The sequence below is a fragment of the Sphingopyxis sp. LARHCG72 genome (assembly GCF_052871675.1).
In genome coordinates, this window is the sequence record NZ_JBIXJU010000008.1 from 129,809 (window position 1) to 148,881 (window position 19,073).

General features: G+C 66.0%; 23 protein-coding genes. 17 read left to right on the top strand and 6 right to left on the bottom strand.

Annotated elements, in window-relative coordinates:
• The first annotated feature begins 26 nt into the window (after positions 1 to 26).
• The 7 genes from ACIPPQ_RS17680 to ACIPPQ_RS17710 all read left to right on the top strand — a co-directional run bounded on the left by ACIPPQ_RS17680 (position 27) and on the right by ACIPPQ_RS17710 (position 5,754).
• A complete protein-coding gene (locus tag ACIPPQ_RS17680; RefSeq protein ID WP_446545375.1) occupies positions 27 to 737 on the top strand; it encodes a CoA transferase subunit A in 711 nt (236 codons plus the stop codon).
• On the top strand, positions 737 to 1,603 hold the full coding sequence (locus tag ACIPPQ_RS17685; protein ID WP_446545376.1) for an HAD family acid phosphatase: 867 nt from the start codon (positions 737 to 739) through the stop codon (positions 1,601 to 1,603). Before ACIPPQ_RS17680 ends, ACIPPQ_RS17685 begins: the two co-directional genes overlap by 1 nt.
• Positions 1,603 to 2,238 carry a CoA transferase subunit B gene (locus ACIPPQ_RS17690; RefSeq protein ID WP_446545377.1) on the top strand — a complete coding sequence of 212 codons (636 nt, stop codon included), beginning with the start codon at positions 1,603 to 1,605 and terminating at the stop codon, positions 2,236 to 2,238. The genes ACIPPQ_RS17685 and ACIPPQ_RS17690 overlap by 1 nt, the downstream gene beginning before the upstream one ends.
• Positions 2,231 to 2,680, top strand: coding sequence for a hypothetical protein (locus ACIPPQ_RS17695; RefSeq protein ID WP_446545378.1), 450 nt, complete (start codon positions 2,231 to 2,233; stop codon positions 2,678 to 2,680). Before ACIPPQ_RS17690 ends, ACIPPQ_RS17695 begins: the two co-directional genes overlap by 8 nt.
• Before the next feature lie 80 nt (positions 2,681 to 2,760).
• Positions 2,761 to 4,041, top strand: a complete 1,281-nt coding sequence (locus tag ACIPPQ_RS17700) for a serine hydrolase domain-containing protein (protein WP_446545379.1) — start codon at positions 2,761 to 2,763, stop codon at positions 4,039 to 4,041.
• A gap of 67 nt (positions 4,042 to 4,108) precedes the next feature.
• Positions 4,109 to 5,086: an NAD-dependent epimerase/dehydratase family protein gene (locus tag ACIPPQ_RS17705; RefSeq protein WP_446545380.1), complete on the top strand. Its 978-nt coding sequence runs from the start codon at positions 4,109 to 4,111 to the stop codon at positions 5,084 to 5,086.
• Entirely contained in the window at positions 5,074 to 5,754 is a 681-nt protein-coding gene (locus ACIPPQ_RS17710) for a glutathione S-transferase N-terminal domain-containing protein (RefSeq protein WP_446545381.1), read from the top strand. The genes ACIPPQ_RS17705 and ACIPPQ_RS17710 overlap by 13 nt, the downstream gene beginning before the upstream one ends.
• On the opposite strand, the gene ACIPPQ_RS17715 is transcribed toward ACIPPQ_RS17710, so the two are convergent.
• Positions 5,751 to 6,269 carry a sterol desaturase family protein gene (locus tag ACIPPQ_RS17715; RefSeq protein ID WP_446545382.1) on the bottom strand — a complete coding sequence of 173 codons (519 nt, stop codon included), beginning with the start codon at positions 6,267 to 6,269 and terminating at the stop codon, positions 5,751 to 5,753. The genes ACIPPQ_RS17710 and ACIPPQ_RS17715 overlap by 4 nt on opposite strands.
• 91 nt (positions 6,270 to 6,360) lie before the next feature.
• On the opposite strand from ACIPPQ_RS17715, the gene leuC reads away from it, so the two are divergent.
• From leuC to ACIPPQ_RS17740, 5 genes are all read left to right on the top strand, one after another.
• The gene (leuC, locus tag ACIPPQ_RS17720; RefSeq protein ID WP_446545383.1) at positions 6,361 to 7,791 is read left to right on the top strand and encodes a 3-isopropylmalate dehydratase large subunit; all 1,431 of its coding nucleotides are present in this window, start codon (positions 6,361 to 6,363) and stop codon (positions 7,789 to 7,791) included.
• Positions 7,788 to 8,378, top strand: coding sequence for a 3-isopropylmalate dehydratase small subunit (leuD, locus tag ACIPPQ_RS17725; protein WP_446545384.1), 591 nt, complete (start codon positions 7,788 to 7,790; stop codon positions 8,376 to 8,378). The genes leuC and leuD overlap by 4 nt, the downstream gene beginning before the upstream one ends.
• A gap of 30 nt (positions 8,379 to 8,408) precedes the next feature.
• The gene (locus ACIPPQ_RS17730; RefSeq protein WP_446545453.1) at positions 8,409 to 9,404 is read left to right on the top strand and encodes an NADPH:quinone oxidoreductase family protein; all 996 of its coding nucleotides are present in this window, start codon (positions 8,409 to 8,411) and stop codon (positions 9,402 to 9,404) included.
• Between the two features lie 20 nt (positions 9,405 to 9,424).
• Positions 9,425 to 9,679: a DUF167 domain-containing protein gene (locus ACIPPQ_RS17735; RefSeq protein ID WP_446545385.1), complete on the top strand. Its 255-nt coding sequence runs from the start codon at positions 9,425 to 9,427 to the stop codon at positions 9,677 to 9,679.
• A 74-nt stretch (positions 9,680 to 9,753) separates the two neighbouring features.
• Positions 9,754 to 10,053 (top strand): hypothetical protein, encoded by a 300-nt coding sequence (locus ACIPPQ_RS17740; protein WP_446545386.1) that lies wholly within the window; start codon positions 9,754 to 9,756, stop codon positions 10,051 to 10,053.
• A gap of 39 nt (positions 10,054 to 10,092) precedes the next feature.
• On the opposite strand, the gene sdhA is transcribed toward ACIPPQ_RS17740, so the two are convergent.
• The 5 genes from sdhA to ald all read right to left on the bottom strand — a co-directional run bounded on the left by sdhA (position 10,093) and on the right by ald (position 14,344).
• Positions 10,093 to 11,907, bottom strand: a complete 1,815-nt coding sequence (gene sdhA / locus ACIPPQ_RS17745; RefSeq protein ID WP_446545387.1) for a succinate dehydrogenase flavoprotein subunit — start codon at positions 11,905 to 11,907, stop codon at positions 10,093 to 10,095.
• A gap of 1 nt (position 11,908) precedes the next feature.
• Positions 11,909 to 12,316: a succinate dehydrogenase, hydrophobic membrane anchor protein gene (sdhD, locus tag ACIPPQ_RS17750; RefSeq protein ID WP_446545388.1), complete on the bottom strand. Its 408-nt coding sequence runs from the start codon at positions 12,314 to 12,316 to the stop codon at positions 11,909 to 11,911.
• The gene (sdhC, locus tag ACIPPQ_RS17755) at positions 12,309 to 12,758 is read right to left on the bottom strand and encodes a succinate dehydrogenase, cytochrome b556 subunit (RefSeq protein ID WP_446545389.1); all 450 of its coding nucleotides are present in this window, start codon (positions 12,756 to 12,758) and stop codon (positions 12,309 to 12,311) included. The genes sdhD and sdhC overlap by 8 nt, the downstream gene beginning before the upstream one ends.
• Positions 12,759 to 12,972: 214 nt before the next feature.
• Complete coding sequence (locus ACIPPQ_RS17760; protein WP_446545390.1) at positions 12,973 to 13,206, bottom strand: hypothetical protein; 234 nt, start codon at positions 13,204 to 13,206, stop codon at positions 12,973 to 12,975.
• 22 nt (positions 13,207 to 13,228) lie between these two features.
• Entirely contained in the window at positions 13,229 to 14,344 is a 1,116-nt protein-coding gene (gene ald, locus ACIPPQ_RS17765) for an alanine dehydrogenase (protein WP_446545391.1), read from the bottom strand.
• A gap of 164 nt (positions 14,345 to 14,508) precedes the next feature.
• On the opposite strand from ald, the gene ACIPPQ_RS17770 reads away from it, so the two are divergent.
• The 5 genes from ACIPPQ_RS17770 (at position 14,509) to ACIPPQ_RS17790 (ending at position 19,073) form a co-directional block, all read left to right on the top strand.
• Positions 14,509 to 14,994, top strand: coding sequence for an Lrp/AsnC family transcriptional regulator (locus ACIPPQ_RS17770; RefSeq protein ID WP_446545392.1), 486 nt, complete (start codon positions 14,509 to 14,511; stop codon positions 14,992 to 14,994).
• A 131-nt stretch (positions 14,995 to 15,125) separates the two neighbouring features.
• On the top strand, positions 15,126 to 16,478 hold the full coding sequence (locus ACIPPQ_RS17775; RefSeq protein WP_446545393.1) for a methyl-accepting chemotaxis protein: 1,353 nt from the start codon (positions 15,126 to 15,128) through the stop codon (positions 16,476 to 16,478).
• Between the two features lie 52 nt (positions 16,479 to 16,530).
• Positions 16,531 to 17,223 carry an SDR family NAD(P)-dependent oxidoreductase gene (locus ACIPPQ_RS17780; RefSeq protein ID WP_446545394.1) on the top strand — a complete coding sequence of 231 codons (693 nt, stop codon included), beginning with the start codon at positions 16,531 to 16,533 and terminating at the stop codon, positions 17,221 to 17,223.
• Between the two features lie 3 nt (positions 17,224 to 17,226).
• Positions 17,227 to 18,198 (top strand): 50S ribosomal protein L11 methyltransferase, encoded by a 972-nt coding sequence (locus ACIPPQ_RS17785; RefSeq protein WP_327451638.1) that lies wholly within the window; start codon positions 17,227 to 17,229, stop codon positions 18,196 to 18,198.
• A gap of 62 nt (positions 18,199 to 18,260) precedes the next feature.
• A complete protein-coding gene (locus ACIPPQ_RS17790) occupies positions 18,261 to 19,073 on the top strand; it encodes a hypothetical protein (RefSeq protein WP_446545395.1) in 813 nt (270 codons plus the stop codon).

A 19,073-nucleotide genomic window follows, 5' to 3' on the forward strand; every position in this document is an offset into this window, starting at 1 on the left:
GCGAAACCATTCAGGAGAGCCGTCCCATGGGGAAGAAGCAATATCCCGACGCCGCCGCCGCCCTCGAAGGCCTGCTGTTTGACGGCATGCAGATTTGCGCAGGCGGTTTTGGCCTTTGTGGTATCCCCGAGCGGCTGATCGACGCGATCCGCGACGCTGGCACTAAGGACTTGACGATCGCCAGCAACAACGCCGGGATCGACGGCGAAGGGCTCGGCAAGCTGCTCCGCACGAAGCAGGTCAAGAAGATGATCTCCTCCTATGTGGGCGAGAACAAGGAGTTCGAGCGGCAATATCTTGCGGGCGAGCTCGAGGTCGAATTCTGCCCGCAGGGCACGCTCGCCGAGCGCTGCCGCGCCGGCGGCGCGGGCATCCCCGGCTTCTATACCAAGACCGGCGTCGGCACGCTCGTCGCCGAGGGCAAGGAAGTGAAGAATTTCGACGGGCAGGACTATATCCTCGAACGCGGCATCTTCGCCGACCTCGCAATCATCAAGGGGTGGAAGGCCGACGAGAGCGGCAATCTCATCTTCCGCAAGACCGCGCGCAACTTCAACCAGCCGATGGCGACCGCGGCGAAGATCTGCGTCGCCGAGGTCGAAGAAATCGTCCCCGTCGGCAGCCTCGACCCCGACAGCATCCACCTCCCCGGCATCTATGTGAAGCGCCTTGTCCTCGGCGCGCCATATGACAAGAAGATTGAATTCCGCACGACGCGTCCGCGCGAGGCCGCGTGATGCGCAGCCTCGCCGTTAGTGCGGCGCTGCTCCTTGCAGGGTGCGCAAGCACGCCGACCGAGGTGGCGACGGCACCAACTCCGCCGCCCGCCGAAGCCGCCAAGCCACCCGTGGCGCTGCAATATCTTTACGGATCGCCCGAGGCCGCGGTCGCGGTGCGCGCCACCAATGCGCGGATCGCCGACTATGGCGTATGGCGGATCAAGCAGCGTCCGAAGGACAGCGTCGTCCTGGCCGCGGGCGCGACGATGGAAGCGCCGGCCTTCGAGCCGTGCGGCAACAAGCCCTTCGCCGCTGTGTTCGACGCCGACGAAACGCTCATCTGGAACCTCGGCCCGATGCGCTACTTCGCCGAAAAGGGCACCCCCTTCGATCCCAAGATCTGGGATCAGTGGGAAAAGACTGGCGCAGGCAAGGCCGTCGCCATGCCCGGCACGGTCGAGATGGTGAACGCCCTGCGCGCCGCGGGGGTCACCGTCATCGCAAACACCAACCGTAGCACCGCCAACGCCAAGGGCAGCGAGGACACGCTCCGCGCCGCGGGCCTTGGCGAGTTCAAGCATGGCGAGACGCTCTTCCTGATGGGCGACGACGCCGGCGGATCGAGCAAGGACGGGCGCCGCGCGGCGATCGCATCGCGTTACTGTGTGATCATCCTCGGCGGCGACCAACTCGGCGATTTCAGCCAGCAGTTCAACGTCAGGGATTTGCCCGCCGCGCAGCGCATGGCGCTTGCCACGACCGCGGGCGCCACCGCACTCTGGGACAAGGGCTGGTTCCTTTTCCCCAACCCCGTCTACGGCCCGTGGGAAAAACTGGGCCGGGGCGACGTATTCCCCTCCGACAAGCAATGGGAGCCGAAATAATGGCCTGGACGCGTGATGACATGGCGGCGCGCGCCGCGAAGGAACTGCAGGACGGCTATTACGTCAACCTCGGCATCGGCATCCCGACGCTCGTCGCGAACCATATCCCCGCCGGGATGACGGTTACGCTCCAGTCGGAGAATGGCATGCTCGGCATCGGTCCCTTTCCCTATGAGGGCGAAGAAGACCCCGACCTGATCAACGCGGGCAAGCAGACGATCAGCGAATTGCCGCAGTCGGCCTATTTCAGTTCGTCGGACAGCTTCGCGATGATCCGCGGCGGGCACATCGACCTCACCGTGCTCGGCGCGATGGAGATTGCCGAGAATGGCGACATCGCCAACTGGATGATCCCGGGCAAGATGATCAAGGGCATGGGCGGCGCGATGGATCTCGTCGCCGGGGTCAAGAAGATCATCGTCGTGATGGAACATAATGCCAAGGACGGCAGCCCGAAGTTCATCCCCGAATGCACGCTGCCGCTGACCGGCAAGAATGTCGTCGACATGATCATCACCGACCTCGCGGTGTTCCGGCGCGACGATCACGACAGCCCGTTCAAGCTGATCGAACTCGCACCCGGCGTGACGGCCGAGGAAGTCGCCGAAAAGACGACGGCGCGCTATATTGCCTGACGTTGCGGCTAACCCCGGCTCCATCTGGCTGATCGTCGGCGGGTGGCTGTCGGTGGCGGCGGCGCTGCTTCACATCGCGTGCATCTTCGGTGGTCCCGACTGGTACCGCTTCTTCGGCGCCGGCGAGGGCATGGCGCGCGCCGCCGCGCGCGGCGAGCTGCGGCCAACGCTGATCACGCTCGCGATCGGCGCGGTCCTGCTGATCTGGGCAGCCTATGCCTTTTCGGGCGCCGGTTCGCTCCCGCGCCTGCCGCTGCTGCGGACAGGACTGGTCGTGATCACCGCCATCTACCTGCTGCGCGGCCTTCTTTTCGTACCTCTCCATTTGTGGCGACCGCAGCACAGCGACAGTTTCGCGATCTGGTCTTCGCTGATCGTCTTTTTCTACGGCGCGGTTTATGCTGTGGGGACCTTCAAGGCCTGGCGCCATCTTGCCCCCTGAACCGCTCCGGGGGTGACGGCGGAGGCGGTCGCGGCTAAGACAACCGCAAAACACAGGGTCGCCATCCAAGTCACGAGTCCATGAAGCGCGTTTTTATCCTTCTGATCGCGGTCGCCGCGCTGGCTTCGATGGGCTGGTTCGGCATTCACGCCTTTGGCGGCAGCCATCCCCTTGCAAGCGTTCCGATCCCGATCAAGGCCCCAGAAAACCTGCCCGACACACCCGCCGAATGGCGCGGCCGGATCGACTATCGCGCGCTCGACCAGCAATTGTCAGCCCTTGCGCGGCGGCCCGAAATGGCGGGATTGGCGGTCGCGGTGGTCGAGGATGGCGAATTGCGCTTCGTCCGCACCTATGGCGTCGCCGACGCATCGACCGGCGCGCCGGTCACACCGCATACGCTGTTCCGCTGGGCCTCGGTTTCCAAGACCGCGACCGGCGCCCTCGCCGCCGCGCTGGCCAAGGATGGTGCGGTCGACCTGACCCGTCCGGTCGCCGCGTGGCGCACCTCGTTGCGCCTGCCCGGCGGTGCCGAGGAACGGGTCACGCTGGAAGACGTGCTCGCGCAGCGCACCGGCCTCACCAAAAATGCCTATGACGAGAAGCTGGAGGAAGGACAGAGCCCCCAGCTCCTGCGCGCGAGCCTTGCCGCGGCACCGCTGCAATGCGAGCCCGGGACCTGCCACACCTATCAGAACATCGCCTTCGATGCGGCGAGCGAGATATTGGCGCGCGCGGCGAACGAGCCTTTCGCCGATGCGGTCGAGGACCGGTTTTTCCGCCCGCTTGGCATGGTCAGCGCGGGTTACGGGATGGAACGGCTGACCGGCGCCAGGGATTGGGCCAAGCCGCACCGCGGCACGCAGGTCCGCCCGGTCAAGAAAGCCTATTGGCGCGTTCCCGCCGCCGCCGGCGTCGAAAGCGATATCGTCGATTTCGCCACCTGGATGCAGGCGATGATGGGTAACCGCCCCGACGTGCTGCCCGAACCCGTATTGCAACTTGCGCATCAACCCCGCGTTCGCACCGAACCGCTTTACGGCAGCGCGCTGCGGCAGGCGAACAGGGACGCGTCCTATGCCCTTGGCTGGCGGAACTTCACCTATGGCGGTCACCGGCTTGCGGGCCACTCGGGCGCGGTGTCGGGCTACCGTGCGACGATGATTTTCGAACCGGCGACGCGGACGGGGGTCGTGGCACTGTGGAACAGCGACTGGGGATTTCCCTTCCGCATCCCGTTCGCCGCAATCGACAGCTATCACAAGCGCGAAGACGCCCGCTGGCTCGACCTCAGCGAACTGCCTCCGGTGACCGGCGGCGCGGCCGGACCTGGCCCGACAACCGTGACCTTGAAAAAGTAACGGCGCTTGCAGCCCGCTCCGTCGCCTGTGTATCAGGCGCGCACGCGGAGCGAGAGGAGAATCAGTTATGCGCGTGCTGCTGACCGGATCGTCGGGCTGGCTCGGGCGCTATCTCGCTCCTTTGCTCGCTCGGAATGGGCACGAAGTCACCGGAATCGATGTCGTACCCGGCGGGCATACGCAGGTGATCGGGACCGTCGCCGACCGTGCGCTGGTCGAGCGGACGATGGGCGAGCATGGCATCGAAGCGATCATCCACGGCGGCGCGCTGCACAAGCCCGACATCGCCCGCTATCCGCGGCAGGCCTTTGTCGACGTCAATATCAGCGGCACGCTGAACCTGATCGAAGCCGCGGTCGCGGCGGGCAACGACCGCTTCCTCTTCACCTCGACCACCTCGCTGATGGTGCGCGCCGATGTTCGCGAGGGCGCGGGCGCGGCGGGCGCGTGGTGGATGGATGAAGATTTTGCGCCCGTAGAACCACGCAACATCTATGGCATTACGAAGCTTGCGGCCGAACAGGCTTGCAAATTGGTGCACCGCGAGCACGGGATTTCGGTCGCGATCCTCCGCACCGGGCGCTTCTTTCCCGAGGACGACGACACCCACGCGGTCCCGAGCGGCCCGAACCTCAAGGCGAACGAGCTGCTCAACAGGCGTTTGACGGTCGAGGATGCCGCCGCCGCGCATTTAGCTGCGCTTGAGGCCGCACCGCAGATCGGTTGTGACACCTTCATCCTCTCGGCTCCGCCGCCGTTCGCGCGCGAAGAGGCCGAGGAGCTTGCCCGCGATGCGCGCGCGGTCATCGCGCGCCACCATCCCCACGCCGCCGAGCTTTACGCCGCGCAAGGCTGGCAGCTCCCGGAGACGATCGATCGCGTCTATGACCCGTCACGCGCCGAACGGCGCTTCGGCTGGCGCGCCGCGACCGACTTCGGCAGTGTCCTCGCCGCGCTTCGCGACGGCACGCCGCTGCCCTTCGCACACGATCCCGACTATACCTCCCCCATCATCGCACAGGAGCGCGAAGCATGTACGTGCTGATCACCGCCAACCGCAATTATTCGAGCTGGTCGCTGCGCCCGTGGGTGCTGATGGCGGCGCTCGATATTCCGTTCGAGGATCATATCGAGCCCTTCACCAACCCGATCAACTATGACGAATTCCGCAGCTTTTCGCCGACCGGACAGGTCCCCGTGCTGCTCGACGAAGGGCGGACGGTCCACGACTCGCTCGGCATCGCGCTCTACCTTGCCGACCGGCATGAGGGCGTCTGGCCGACCGATCCCGATGCGCGCGCGTGGGCGCAATGCGCGGCCGCGGAAATGCACAGCGGCTTTGCGGCGCTACGCAACGATTGCACGATGAACGTCGGCGTCCGCGTCACCCCGAAGCCGCCGTCGGGCGCGCTGCGGATCAACATCGCGCGCATCCGCGAATTGTTCGAGGAGGGCCTGTCGCGGTTCGGCGGCCCCTTCCTCGCAGGCGACCGCTTTACCGCGGTCGACGCCTTTTTCGCCCCGGTCGCCTTCCGCATCCGCACCTACGGCCTCGACGTCGGCGGCGGACAGGCTTGGGTCGACCATATGCTCACGCACCCGGCGATGGTCGAATGGGAGCGGCAGGCACTGCTCGAAAGCTGGCGCGAGGAAAGCCATGAGGCGGAATTGATGGCGGCGGGCGTGATCACCGCCGATTACCGGACGGCCTAGTCGGCGAGCGCCTCGCGGACTACCGCGATCCCGGCTTCGCGCTGCGCCTTCAGTTCGGCCTTCAGTTTCGCCGGATCGCGCGCGAAGACGAAGCCGAAGCTCACCCCGCCCTCCTTGCCGATCGTTGCATGGTGGAGCTTGTGCGCCTGCACCAGCCGCTTCGCATAGCCGCGTCGCGGCACCCAGCGGAAATAGCGCTGGTGGACGAGCCCGTCGTGCACGAGCGTGTAGATGATCCCGTACAGGAGAATGCCGAGCCCGATCCACGTCCCCGGCTCCCACGCCGCGGCACCCATGATCATCGGGCTGCCCGCCGCGAACATCGAAATGCTCATTGCTGCGCCGAAAAGCGCGAACAGGTCGTTCTTTTCCAGCATCTTGTCGTGCGGTTCATGATGGTCGCGATGCCAGGCCCAGCCGAAGCCGTGCATGATATATTTGTGGCTCGCCCACGCGACACCCTCCATCGCCGCGACGGTGACGAGAATGAGCGCGATGATGGCGAGCGTCGACATGGCTTCCTTATACCCCATCGAGCGCGACCGAAAATTGCGTTTTTGATCGCCACTCGCTTGCATTGTTGTCGCGCAGGCTTAAGTGGACGGCATGACTCGGCCCCGCACCCTCTATGAGAAAATCTGGGACGCGCATGTCGTCGAACAGCGCCCCGATGGTACCTGCCTGATCTTCATCGACCGTCACCTTGTCCATGAAGTCACCAGCCCGCAGGCCTTCGCCGGACTCCGCGCAAACGGCCGCACGGTGCGCCGTCCCGACCTGACGCTTGCGGTCCCCGACCATAATGTGCCGACAACACCGCGGCTCGACGCGAGCGGCAACAAGCTGCCGATCGCCGATGCCGAAAGCGCGGCGCAATTGGCGGCGCTCGAGAAGAACGCACCCGAATTCGGCATCCGCTATATCGACGCGGTCGCGCCCGAGCAGGGCATCGTCCATGTCGTCGGCCCCGAGCAGGGTTTTTCGCTGCCCGGCACGACGATCGTCTGCGGCGACAGCCACACCGCGTGCCACGGCGGCATCGGCGCGCTCGCCTTCGGTATCGGGACGAGTGAGGTCGAGCATGTGCTCGCGACGCAGACGCTACTGCTCCAGCCGTCGAAGACGATGGAAGTGCGCGTCGAGGGCGAGGTCGGCCCGGGCGTTTCCGCGAAGGACATCATCCTCCACATCACCGGCGTCATCGGCGCCGCGGGCGGCACCGGTCATGTCATCGAATATACCGGCAGCGCGATCCGCGCGCTGTCGGTCGAGGGCCGGCTGACTGTCAGCAATATGGCGATCGAAGGCGGCGCGCGTGCCGGCCTGATTGCGCCCGACGAGACGACCTTTGCCTATCTGAAGGGCCGTCCCTATGCGCCCAAGGGCGCCGACTGGGACGCCGCGGTCGCTTACTGGAAAAGCCTCGCGACCGATCCGGGCGCGACCTATGACAAGACCGTCGTCATCGACGCCGCCGACATCGCACCGAGCGTCACCTGGGGCACCAGCCCTGAGGATGTCGTGCCGATTACCGGCACCGTCCCCGCCCCCGAAAGCTTCGCCGATCCGTCGAAGCAGACGGCCGCCGCCAAGTCGCTCGCCTATATGGGCCTCGAACCCGGCACCCGGATGCAGGACGTCGCCATCGAGAATATCTTCATCGGCAGCTGCACCAACAGCCGCATCGAGGATCTGCGCGCCGCCGCGGCGGTGATCAAGGGCCGCCACAAGGCCGATAATGTCAAATGGGCGATCGTCGTCCCCGGATCGGGGCTGGTGAAGGCACAGGCCGAAGCCGAGGGGCTCGACCGCATCTTCACCGACGCGGGCCTCGAATGGCGCGAGCCGGGCTGCTCGGCGTGCCTCGCGATGAACCCTGACAAGGTGCCCGCAGGCGAACGCTGCGCCTCGACGAGCAACCGCAATTTCGTCGGCCGCCAAGGCCCCGGCGCGCGCACGCATCTCGTCAGCCCTGCGATGGCGGCGGCGGCGGCGGTGACGGGCAAGCTTACCGATGTTCGGGAGTTGATGGCATGACCCCGCTCGACAAGGTCGAAGGCCGCGCGATCCCGTTCGGGCTCAAGAATGTCGACACCGACGTGATCATCCCCGCGCACTGGCTCAAGACCACGACGCGCGAGGGCATGGGGCGCGGCGCGTTCGAGGCAATCCGCAAGGACCCCGACAACCTGTTCGACAGCGCCGATTTCAAAGGCGCGCCGATCCTGATCGCGGGCGACAATTTCGGCTGCGGGTCGAGCCGCGAACATGCGGCGTGGGCGCTCGGCGACCTCGGCATCCGCGTCGTGATCGCGCCGTCCTACTCGGATATCTTCTCGGGCAATGCGGTCAAGAACGGCATCCTGCCCGTCGTGCTGCCGCAAGCGGCGATCGACCGCCTGATGGAGGTCGCCGCGACCGATCCGGTGTTCGTCGACCTCGAGCATCAGACGGTGACGACGCAGTTCCAGGACCGTTTCAGCTTCGAGATCGACCCGTTCCGCAAGATGTGCCTGCTCGAAGGGCTCGACGAGATTTCGCTCACCGAAAAGAGCGACGCCGCGATCGGTGCCTATGAGGCCAAACTCGACGCCGACCGGCCGTGGATGCGCCCCGCAGCATAAGGCTCAATAGACACTATAGAGGAGAAGATGATGAAGGCTCTCTTGTCGACCGCAACCGGCGGCCCCGAAACGCTGACGCTCGGCGAACTGCCGCGCCCGACGGCCGGCAAGGGCCAGATCGTGATCGATGTGAAGGCCTGCGCGGTCAACTTTCCCGACGTGCTGATCATCGAGGATAAATATCAGTTCCGCCCCGAGCGCCCCTTCGCCCCCGGCGGCGAAGTTGCGGGGCTGGTCGCCGAAGTTGGCGAAGGTGTCACGCAGTTCGAGGTCGGCGACCGCGTGATCGCGGGCTGCGGCAATGGCGGGATGTCCGAGGCGGTCGCGGTTTCGGTGCACAATGTCTATCATTTGCCCGAGGCGCATGGCTTCGCCGAAGGTGCCTCCTTGCTGATGACCTATGGCACGAGCATTCACGCGCTCGTCGACCGCGGCCACATCGGCGAGGGCGACACGCTGCTCGTCCTCGGCGCGTCGGGCGGCGTCGGCATCGCCGCGGTCGAGCTGGGCAAGGCGTTCGGCGCGCGCGTCGTTGCCGGCGTGTCGAGCGAGGAAAAGGGCGAAATCGCGCGCCAGGCGGGTGCCGACGAGGTCGTCGTCTATGGCCGCCAGCCGTTCGACAAGGACCAGTCGAAGGAGCTTGCGAACAAGTTCAAGGAGGCCGTCGGCCCGAACGGCGCCAATGTCATCTATGACGCCGTCGGCGGCGATTATGCGGAGCCCGCGCTGCGTTCGATCGCATGGGAAGGCCGCTATCTCGTCGTCGGATTCCCCGCGGGCATTCCGCGCCTGCCGCTCAACCTGACGTTGCTCAAAAGCTGCGACGTCGCTGGCGTCTTCTGGGGCGCCTTCGTGATGCGCGAGCCCGAGCGCAACCGCGCCAATATCGCGCGGCTGTTCCAGCTGTGGGAGCAGGGCAAGATCCAGCCGCGCGTCACCGAAAGCTTCGCGCTGGCCGACGGCGGCAAGGCGATCGCCAAGCTCGGCGACCGCACTGCAGTCGGCAAGCTGGTGATCACCATCTGAAATATCGCCCCGCCGCCGCGTTGACCGAGGCGCTCCATGCGCTCGCCGCGTCGGGGCGGATCGAAGTGCGGGTGACGCCCGGCGCCAGCCGCGACGAGGTCAGGATCGATAAGGATGCGGTGCAGCTACGCGTCACCGCGCCGCCCGCCGACGGCGCGGCGAACGAGGCGGTCTTGCGCCTGCTCGCCGCCGCGCTGGACCGCCCGCGGCGCGATTTGACGTTGCTGCGCGGCGCGACCGCGCGGATCAAGCTGGTCGGCATCGCGCCCGAATAATGCCGGTGGGTTAACCAATTGGCAGGGGCTTGAAGCTATATCCGGTAGCAGGACTAGCTGGGCCAAGGTGACCGATGGCAAATCGCCGATCGACAGTGGTAGACAACCGGAACGAGAGTATCGCGAATATCTCGCGGACTCGCCGCGCCCAGCTTGTTGCCGAGTTCGAGGGCGAGCTCGGAATCGACTATAAGGCCCGCGCCAAGGCGGCCGAAGCCGAGCGTCGCTGGGTCGCGCGCAAGACCTTCATCGTCTGGACGATCGCGCTGATGTTCTTTGCCATCGCGTGCCAGAAGCTGTGGATCATGGGCCAGGACGTCGACCGCCCCTTCTCCGACGTCAACCTGTTCGAACGCCTCGAAGACTGGTTCTAGAAGCAGGCGCCGCGGCGCCTGCCCCCCTTCCGCACCCGCTTAGTAAACGCGCGCCTTCGGCTTGATATATTCGACGTCGTCCGACAGCGTATATTCGTGGACCGGACGGTAATCGAGGCGGACGCCGCCGCCCTTGCCGCCCCAGCCGTCGAACCAGCCGATCGTGTGCTTCATCCACGTCGCGTCGTCGCGGTTCGGGAAATCCTCGTGCGCGTGAGCGCCGCGGCTTTCCTTGCGGTTGAACGCCGAATGCATCGTCACGGTCGCCTGCGAAATCAGGTTATCGAGCTCGAGCGTTTCGATGAGATCGGTGTTCCAGATCAGGCTGCGGTCGGTGACGTGGACGTCGTTCATCCGCTGATAGGTCTTGGTGAGCTTTTCCTTGCCCTCCGCCATCAACTCGTCGGTACGGAACACCGCGGCGTGCTGCGACATCGCGCGCTGCATCTCGGTGCGGATTTCCGCGGTCGGCGATCCGCCGTTGGCGTTGCGGAAATGGTCGAGGCGCGCGAGCGCGAGGTCGGCGCTGTCCTTCGGCAGCGGCTGCTGCGCCGCGCCGGGGGTCAGGATTTCCTTGAGGCGGTGGCCCGTCGCGCGGCCGAACACGACAAGGTCGATCAGGCTGTTCGAGCCGAGGCGGTTCGCGCCATGGACCGACACGCAGGCGGCTTCGCCGACCGCGAACAGGCCGGGGACCACGGTGTCGGGGCCGTCCTTGCCGAGCGTCACGACTTCGCCATGATAGTTACAGGGAATGCCGCCCATATTGTAATGGACGGTCGGCACGACCGGCAGCGGCTGGCGCGTCAGGTCGACACCGGCGAAAATCTTGCCGCTCTCGGTGATCCCGGGCAGGCGCTCGGCGAGCACCGCGGGATCGATATGGTCGAGGTGGAGGTAGATATGGTCGGCGTGCGGCCCGACGCCGCGGCCTTCGCGGATTTCGAGCGCCATCGAGCGCGACACGACGTCGCGCGACGCGAGATCCTTCGCCGAGGGGGCATAGCGTTCCATGAAACGCTCGCCCTGCGAATTGGTGAGGTAACCGCCCTCGCCGCGCGCGCCTTCGGTAATGAGGACGCCCGCGCCATAGATGCCGGTCGGGTGGAACTGGACGAATTCCATGTCCTGTAAGGGAAGGCCGGCGCGCAGCACCATGCCGCCGCCATCGCCGGTGCAGGTGTGCGCCGAGGTGGCGGTGAAATAGCAGCGGCCATAGCCGCCGGTCGCGAGCACCACGGCCTGCGAACGGAAGCGGTGGATGCTGCCATCCTCCATGCACATCGCGATCACGCCGCGGCAGACCTTGCCGTCGGGACCGTCTTCCATGATCAGGTCGAGCGCGAAATATTCGATGAAGAAGTCCGCGTCATACTTCAGGCTCTGCTGATAGAGCGCGTGAAGCATCGCGTGGCCGGTGCGGTCGGCCGCGGCGCAGGTGCGCTGCACCGGCGGGCCTTCGCCCATATTCTGCATATGGCCGCCGAACGGGCGCTGGTAGATCGTGCCGTCGGCGTTGCGGCTGAACGGCACGCCGGCGTGTTCGAGTTCGTAGACCGCGTTCGGCGCTTCGCGCACCATATATTCGATCGCGTCCTGGTCGCCGAGCCAGTCGGAGCCCTTGACGGTGTCGTACATATGCCACTGCCAGTGGTCGGGCGAATTGTTGCCGAGCGACGCGGCGATGCCGCCCTGCGCCGCGACCGTGTGGCTGCGCGTCGGGAACACCTTCGTGATGCACGCGGTCTTGAGGCCCGCTTCGGCGCTGCCCATCGTGGCGCGGAGGCCCGAGCCGCCAGCACCGACGACGACGGTGTCATAGATATGGTCGATAATCTTGTAGGCGTCGGTCATCTTACATGCCCCCCGGAGCAAGCCCGGTGGCGGGCGCAAGCGCGATGCGGACAATGGCGAAAATGCCATAGGCAGCGCCGCCGATCGCGTAGAAATTGAGCAGGACGAGCGCGAAGAGGCGTGTCGCCTCGCCGTTGACATAATCCTCGATCAGCACCGTCAGCCCGAGCCGCAGGTGCCAGAAGACGCTGACCACCATCAGGATCAGCGCGAGCGCGACGCTCGGGTTCGATGCCCAGCGCAGCACCGCACCATGGTCGGTCATCGGCAGGCGCAGGAACGAGACGAAGAGGAAGCCGACGAGCAGCAAATTGCCGAGCGCGGTCAGGCGCTGCTGCAGCCAGTGCTGCGAACCATGCCCCGACGAGCCGAGCCCGCGAACCTTGCCAAGGTGCGTTCCGTTACCCATTGAGCGCCTCCTTGAAGATATAAAGCCAGGTCGCGGCGGTCGCGAGCACGGCGCCGACCATCACGAGGGTCGACCAGAGCTTGTTGGTCTTGAGCTCATAGCCCGCACCCGTATCGAGCACGAAGTGGCGCAGTCCCGAGAAGAGATGCTGGAAAAAGGCCCAGGTCAGCCCGATCAGCACGACCTTGCCGAGGATATTGGTGATCTGGTGCAGCGTGCTGATCTCCGGGCTGGGATCGTGCCACACGCAGGCGACGAACGCCGCATAGGCATCGGGACCCGCAGCGAGCGCGCCGAGCCACCAGAGGAACATCCCCGCGCCGACGATCGCCAGACCGTCGCCGCTGACGCGATGGAGGATAGAGACCGCCATATGCGGCCCCCATTTATATACCTGCATATGCGGGGAGCGCGGACGCGCACTCGGTTCGTTGCCAGCCATATCAGCCCTGTCTTGACTCTAAACGGTCGATGCGGTGCCGGTTAAGCCTTCCCGCCGCGATATGCAATTGCTTAGGAGCATAGGTGATTAATTCGGTTGGGTGAGCGGTTTCTTCGCCAAAGAAAAAGGGCGGCACGAGGCCGCCCTGGATCCCGGCCTTCGCGCGGGATGACGCATCGCGAATCCGTTCAGCGTTGCCGAACGGGTCGCAGCGTCACTTGATCTTGCCGCGGTTCGCGTAGAGCAAAGCCGCGATGACCGCGGCCGAGCCTATGCCGAGACCGGCGGCGGCGGCGGTCTTCCAGCCGCGTTTGCCCTTCGCCGCTTCCTTGTCGGCGGCTTCGGTGGCTTCGGCCGCTTCGCGCTGCTGCTGCCGCTCGCGCGCGGCGCGCAGCACTTCATTTTCTTCTTCCTCTTCGGGCGGGGGAGGCTGCAGTTGGTCGGTCATCGTCTCTCATTCGTCCTTTTCGTCAGGCAAGCGCCTGTTCGACAGGCACATAATCGGTTCCGACCGCTTCCGCTACGGCTTCGAACGTCACCTTACCATTCCAAACGTTCAAACCCTGCGCAAGATGCACGTCGCGCTTCAAAGCCTCTTTCCATCCCAGATCGGCGATGCGCAGCGCGTGCGGCAGGGTGACATTATTGAGCGCATAGGTGCTGGTGCGCGCGACCGCGCCCGGCATGTTCGCGACCGCATAATGGACGATGCCGTCGACGACATAGGTCGGGTCGGCGTGCGTCGTCGCATGGCTCGTCTCGAAGCAGCCGCCCTGGTCGATCGCGACGTCGACGAGCACCGAGCCGGGACGCATCGTGCCGAGCATCGCGCGCGTGACGAGCTTCGGCGCCTCGGCACCAGGGATCAGCACCGCACCGATGACAAGATCCGCCTCCGCCACGCATTCGGCGAGGTTCGCGCGGTTCGAGAAGCGCGTCTTGGCACGCGCCTCGAAAAAGGTGCCGACGCGTTCGAGCACTTCGGGATCGCGGTCGAGGATGGTGACGTCGGCGCCGAGGCCCGCCGCCATCTGTGCCGCGTTGAAGCCAACGACGCCGCCGCCGATCACGCACACCTTGCCCGGCGCGACGCCCGGCACGCCGCCCAGGAGCACGCCGCGGCCGCCATGCGCTTTCTCGAGCGCGGTCGCGCCGGCCTGAATCGACATGCGACCCGCGACCTGGCTCATCGGTTTGAGCAGCGGCAGGCCGCCGTGCGGGCTGGTGACGGTTTCATAGGCGATACATATCGCGCCCGATGCCATCAGGTCGCGCGTCTGGTCGGGATCGGGCGCGAGGTGGAGATAGGTATAGAGGATCTGGCCGGGGCGGAGCATCGCGCGTTCGGCCGGCTGCGGTTCCTTGACCTTCACGACCATTTCGCACTGCGCGAAAATCTCTTCGGCGGTCTGGACGATCTCGGCGCCCGCTTCGACATAAGTGCGGTCGTGCGCGCCAATGCCCTCGCCCGCGCCGGTCTGGACGAGCACGCGGTGGCCGTGGACGACGAGTTCGCGCGCGCTCTCGGGGGTCAGGCCGACGCGATATTCGTGGTTCTTGATTTCCTTGGGGGTGCCGATGATCATGCTTCGCTCTCCATTGCGTCGCGCCGCTGGTCCGACATTTCCGTTACGTCGCCGCGGCTTCTGCCGCGGATATAGCAGGTCCGGCGCGCGAGGTTCTTGCATATCCATCGCAGTTTCGCGACAGATATGCACGATTTTTGCGTGAGATGGACCAGAGACGCACAATGATTGACCGGATCGACGTCAAACTGCTCGACCTGCTCCAGCGGCAGGGTCCTCGACCCGCCGCTGAACTGGGCGAGAAGGTGGGGCTGTCGGCGTCGGCGTGCCATCGCCGCATCCGCGCGCTCGAGGCGGCGGGGATCATCGCCGGCTATACCGCGCGCCTCGATCCCGACAGCATCGGACTGGGCCTCGACGTGTTCGCCGACATCAGCCTGACGTCGCAGAGCGAAGAAGCGCTGACCGCGTTCGAGAGCGCGGTGAAAAGCTTCGACGAGATCCTCGAATGCCAGCTGTTGTCGGGCGCGTCCGATTACCGGCTGCGCGTCGCGGCGCGCAATGTCGCCGATTTCGACCGGCTGCACCGCCACTGCCTGTCGCGCCTGCCCGGCGTCGCGGCGATGCACAGTGCCTTTGCGCTGCGCACGATCAAGGCGTTCGAGGGCTATCCGGTACCCGCGCCATCCGCCGTCGACGAGCGCCGCTGAGCCGCAAAACGTCCCCCGCTGGTTAACACGGCTTTTACCACTTCCACCGCATATCCCGTTCACCAGTTTGGCGGACGCATGCGGGCGGCAGACCCTTAGCGTCTATCGGGATCGATCAGGGAAGCAGGATCATGGTGAAGGAAAATCCGATTCATAAGCAGCAGATCGATCCGGTGCCGATGGCCGATCGCTTTCCCTTTTACGACCTCGACGGCCGCCTTGCCGCCGACGCCGCCGAGATCCACCTGATCATCGCCGGCCGCGAAGAAGCGGTCGCCAAAGCCTATTGGGATGCGTTCAACGCGCTGCCCAGCGTCGACCGCGAGGTCGAGGGCGAGCTTCTCGATAGCTATATCCGCGGCAGCGCGCGCCACACGTCGGTGAAATATGCCGATGCGGCCGGGCAGGAGGTCGCGACGATCGCCTGCCAGAACACGCATATGGCGCGGCGCGTAAAGTTGCCGCTCGCATCGGTGATGTCGTGCATCGCCGAAAGCCAGCGCCTTACCATCGAATATGTCGTCGAGGCGTGCCTCGGCGATGGCGAGCGGCTGGCGCGGCTGACGAACGCGATCAACCGGCTCGGCCTGCTCGAGTTCGATATCATGCACCGCTACGCGCAAAAGCTCGACCGCGCGATCATCTCGAGCGAGCGCCAGACGCTTGCGGGCGATTTCGACCGCTCGATCGCGTCGCTGGTACAGGACACCGATGGCGTGCGCGAACAGCTTGCGAAGCAGGCGGCCTCGGCCGACCAGGCGGCGAAGGGCATGATCGCCAAGACGAGTGAAGTCGCCGCGGCGTCCGAACAGTCGGCGATGGCGATGCGCGAAGCGGCGTCGACCGCGGCGGGGCTGATCCGCGCGATCGAGGATGCCCGCAGCGAGGTCGAAGCATCGGCAAGCGTTGCGACGCGCGCCTCCGAACAGGCGGGCGAAGCGGTGGCGATGTCCGAAACGCTGTCGCACCACGCCGAATCGATCGAATCCATATTGGGGCTGATCCGCGAGATCGCGGGCCAGACGAACCTCCTCGCCCTCAACGCCACGATCGAAGCGGCGCGCGCGGGCGAATCGGGGCGCGGCTTTGCCGTCGTCGCGCAGGAAGTGAAGAGCCTCGCCAACGAAACCGCACGCGCGACCGACGATATCGCGGGCAAGATCACCGCGATCCAGCAGGCGACGCGCGGGTCGGTGTTTGCCAACCAGTCGATCCAGCAGACGATCATCGAAGTGCAGACCTCGGCGCAGCGCATTCGCGACGCGATGGACGCGCAGGCGCAGACGGTCACCTCGATCACCGCCGCCGTCGACGAAACCGCGCTCGCCGCCGACAGCATGTCGTCAACCATCGCGAGCATCCGCAACGATTCGGGCATGGTCGCGAGCGAGATCAGCGTGCTGAGCCAGGAATTCGCCAAGATGGGCGGCCGGCTGCAGCAACTCGAACAGGCCGCGAGCGAATTCAGCCGCCGGGTGGCGTAACGCTCCGCTTCCTTTGCTTGGCAAGCCCTGCCCCGCTGCCTAAGGCGGGGGCATGACGACGCATATCCTGATCACGGGCGCCAGTCGCGGCATCGGCGCCGCGATCGCCGAGGCGTTGACCGGCGACGCGACGAAAGTCGTCGCGCTGTCGAGCGCCGATGGCGACCTGTCCGATCCCGCGACGCCCGACCGGCTGTGGCAGGCGAGCCTCGACCGCCTCGACGGCCGCATCGACGTGCTCGTCAACAACGCCGGGGTGTTCGAAGCCAATCCGCTGGGCGATCCCAACACCGACTGGCTCGCAAACTGGAACCGCACGATGCAGGTCAACCTGACCGCAAGCGCGCAACTCTGCCGTCACGCGGTGCTGCACTGGCACGAACGCGGCATTCCCGGCCGGATCGTCAATATCGCAAGCCGCGCGGCGTACCGCGGCGACAGCCCCGCGCACTGGCATTATGCCGCGTCGAAATCGGGCATGGTCGCCATGACCAAGACGATCGCGCGCGCCTATGCCAAGGACGGCATCCTCGCCTTTGCGATCTGCCCCGGCTTCACGATGACGGGGATGGCCGAGGACTATCTCGAAAGCCGTGGCGGCGACAAATTGCTCGCCGACATTCCGCTGGGCCGCGTCGCGATGCCCGACGAGGTCGCCGAGATGGCGCGCTGGTGCGCGCTCGATGCGCCCGCGTCGATGACCGGTGCGGTGCTCGACGTGAACGGCGCAAGCTATGTGCGGTAAGCCATGAGCTGGATCGTCTCCCTCCCCTGTACGCGCGACGAGGCCGAGGCGCTGTCGGGTGAAATCCCCGAACTCGACGCATTGCCCGACGCCCCCGTCGTCGTGACGCGCGAGATCGACGAAGAGGCGGGCGAATGGCAGCTCGACGCCTATGTCGACGACAAGCCGGCACCCGCCCTGCTGAAACTGTTGCAGGCGTTGATCCCGAGCGCGAAGGGCAAGAAACCGGCCGTCAGTGAATTGCCCGAAGAGGATTGGGTGACGTTGAGCCAGCAGGGGCTCGAACCCGTGCAGGCGGGGCGCTTTTTCGTCCACACGAGCAGCTATGCCGACCGCGTGCCCGCAGGGACCACGCCCTTCCTGATCGACGCGAGCCAGGCGTTCGGGACCGGCGGACACGACACGACCGCGGGATGCCTCGCGATGCTCGACCGGCTCGCACGCGTCGGCGCTGCCCCGCGCAATATCGCCGACATCGGCACCGGCACCGGCCTGCTCGCCTTTGCCGCGATGGCGCTATGGCCGCGCGCAAAAACGATCGCGTCGGACATCGACCCGGCGAGCATCTTCGTCACGCGCGACAATGCCGACATCAACGGCGTGCCGCTCGGTCGCGGCGGCGGACGGCTGGCGCTCGCGGTCGCGCCGGGAACCGATCATCCGGCGATCCGCCACCGCGCGCCGTACGACCTGGTCATCGCGAACATCCTCGCGGGGCCGCTGATCACCCTCGCCCCCGATATCGCCGCCGCGACCGCGCCGGGCGGCCATGCGATCCTCGCGGGGTTGATCGCGCGCCAGATGGAACCCGTGCTCGCCGCCTATCGCGCGCAGGGCTTTCGCCTCGCCGCGCGCGGCGGCAGCGCCGAATGGCCGTGCCTGCTGCTGGTCAAGCGCCGCCGCTACGGCTGGCGTCGCAAGGAACGCGCGCTGCACCGGGCCAGCCCGTCGGATGCAAGCTTCGGGAGCTGGTAAGCCAAGCACTGGAAATGTCCCGATGATTTGCTAGGTTGCAGCGAGTCTTGGGAGCATTCGCCATGAGCCTGCTTGCCGCCTTTGCCTTGCTCGTCGTCGCACCCACCGCCGACAACGACCCCGATTCGATTGTCGTCACGGGCACCCGCGATGCCGAGCGCGAGGAACGGAAACGCGCCGCCGAGTTCGTACGACGCGCGGGCGTCGCGCGGCTGGAACCCGTTGCGCGCTGGATCACGCCCGTTTGCCCGCGCACGATCGGTGTCGACGAAACGGTCGCGGAAATCGTCGACATGCGGATTCGGGCGGTTGCAACGTCGGTCGGTGCGCCGGTCGCACCAACGGGCTGTATCCCCAATATCGCCGTCATCTTCACCGACGACGGCGACGGCCTGACGCGCGCGATCTTCGCGAAATCGCCCCGGCAAAGCGCCGCGCTGTCTGCCGCCGAACGCGAACGGATTGTCGAAGGCGACGGTGCGATCCGCTGGTGGTACTCCACCCGCGACGAAAGCCGCGACGGCATACCGGCAATCAGCGGGATCGTGCGGCAATATAATAGCAGCATCGTCAGCACACAGGTGGTGCGGGCGCTGCGCGCGGCAACGGTGGTCATCGATGCCGAAAGGGCCGACGGATACAGGCTCGACGCCGTGGCCTCCTATGCGGCGATGGTCGCGCTCGCCGAAATCAACGGCAACCCGCCGCCGCCCGCCGACTCAATCATGGATATCTTCGGCCGCGAACCGGGACGCCGTGACCTGTCGAGCCAGGATGCCGCGCTGCTTCGCGGCATATACAGCCTGCCGCCCGACCGCGAAGCCTTCCAGCACCGACGCCAGCTGATTTCGACGGTCCGCAAACACGACGATTGA

Bases quoted from the DNA above. Each gene is read 5' to 3' on its own strand.
- ACIPPQ_RS17680 (WP_446545375.1), top strand. From the start codon at position 27: ATGGGGAAGAAGCAATATCCCGACGCCGCCGCCGCCCTCGAAGGCCTG.
- ACIPPQ_RS17685 (WP_446545376.1), top strand. From the start codon at position 737: ATGCGCAGCCTCGCCGTTAGTGCGGCGCTGCTCCTTGCAGGGTGCGCA.
- ACIPPQ_RS17690 (WP_446545377.1), top strand. From the start codon at position 1,603: ATGGCCTGGACGCGTGATGACATGGCGGCGCGCGCCGCGAAGGAACTG.
- ACIPPQ_RS17700 (WP_446545379.1), top strand. From the start codon at position 2,761: ATGAAGCGCGTTTTTATCCTTCTGATCGCGGTCGCCGCGCTGGCTTCG.
- ACIPPQ_RS17705 (WP_446545380.1), top strand. From the start codon at position 4,109: ATGCGCGTGCTGCTGACCGGATCGTCGGGCTGGCTCGGGCGCTATCTC.
- ACIPPQ_RS17710 (WP_446545381.1), top strand. From the start codon at position 5,074: ATGTACGTGCTGATCACCGCCAACCGCAATTATTCGAGCTGGTCGCTG.
- ACIPPQ_RS17715 (WP_446545382.1), bottom strand. From the start codon at position 6,269: ATGTCGACGCTCGCCATCATCGCGCTCATTCTCGTCACCGTCGCGGCG.
- leuC (WP_446545383.1), top strand. From the start codon at position 6,361: ATGACTCGGCCCCGCACCCTCTATGAGAAAATCTGGGACGCGCATGTC.
- leuD (WP_446545384.1), top strand. From the start codon at position 7,788: ATGACCCCGCTCGACAAGGTCGAAGGCCGCGCGATCCCGTTCGGGCTC.
- ACIPPQ_RS17730 (WP_446545453.1), top strand. From the start codon at position 8,409: ATGAAGGCTCTCTTGTCGACCGCAACCGGCGGCCCCGAAACGCTGACG.
- ACIPPQ_RS17740 (WP_446545386.1), top strand. From the start codon at position 9,754: ATGGCAAATCGCCGATCGACAGTGGTAGACAACCGGAACGAGAGTATC.
- sdhA (WP_446545387.1), bottom strand. From the start codon at position 11,907: ATGACCGACGCCTACAAGATTATCGACCATATCTATGACACCGTCGTC.
- sdhD (WP_446545388.1), bottom strand. From the start codon at position 12,316: ATGGGTAACGGAACGCACCTTGGCAAGGTTCGCGGGCTCGGCTCGTCG.
- sdhC (WP_446545389.1), bottom strand. From the start codon at position 12,758: ATGGCTGGCAACGAACCGAGTGCGCGTCCGCGCTCCCCGCATATGCAG.
- ACIPPQ_RS17760 (WP_446545390.1), bottom strand. From the start codon at position 13,206: ATGACCGACCAACTGCAGCCTCCCCCGCCCGAAGAGGAAGAAGAAAAT.
- ald (WP_446545391.1), bottom strand. From the start codon at position 14,344: ATGATCATCGGCACCCCCAAGGAAATCAAGAACCACGAATATCGCGTC.
- ACIPPQ_RS17770 (WP_446545392.1), top strand. From the start codon at position 14,509: ATGATTGACCGGATCGACGTCAAACTGCTCGACCTGCTCCAGCGGCAG.
- ACIPPQ_RS17775 (WP_446545393.1), top strand. From the start codon at position 15,126: ATGGTGAAGGAAAATCCGATTCATAAGCAGCAGATCGATCCGGTGCCG.
- ACIPPQ_RS17780 (WP_446545394.1), top strand. From the start codon at position 16,531: ATGACGACGCATATCCTGATCACGGGCGCCAGTCGCGGCATCGGCGCC.
- ACIPPQ_RS17785 (WP_327451638.1), top strand. From the start codon at position 17,227: ATGAGCTGGATCGTCTCCCTCCCCTGTACGCGCGACGAGGCCGAGGCG.
- ACIPPQ_RS17790 (WP_446545395.1), top strand. From the start codon at position 18,261: ATGAGCCTGCTTGCCGCCTTTGCCTTGCTCGTCGTCGCACCCACCGCC.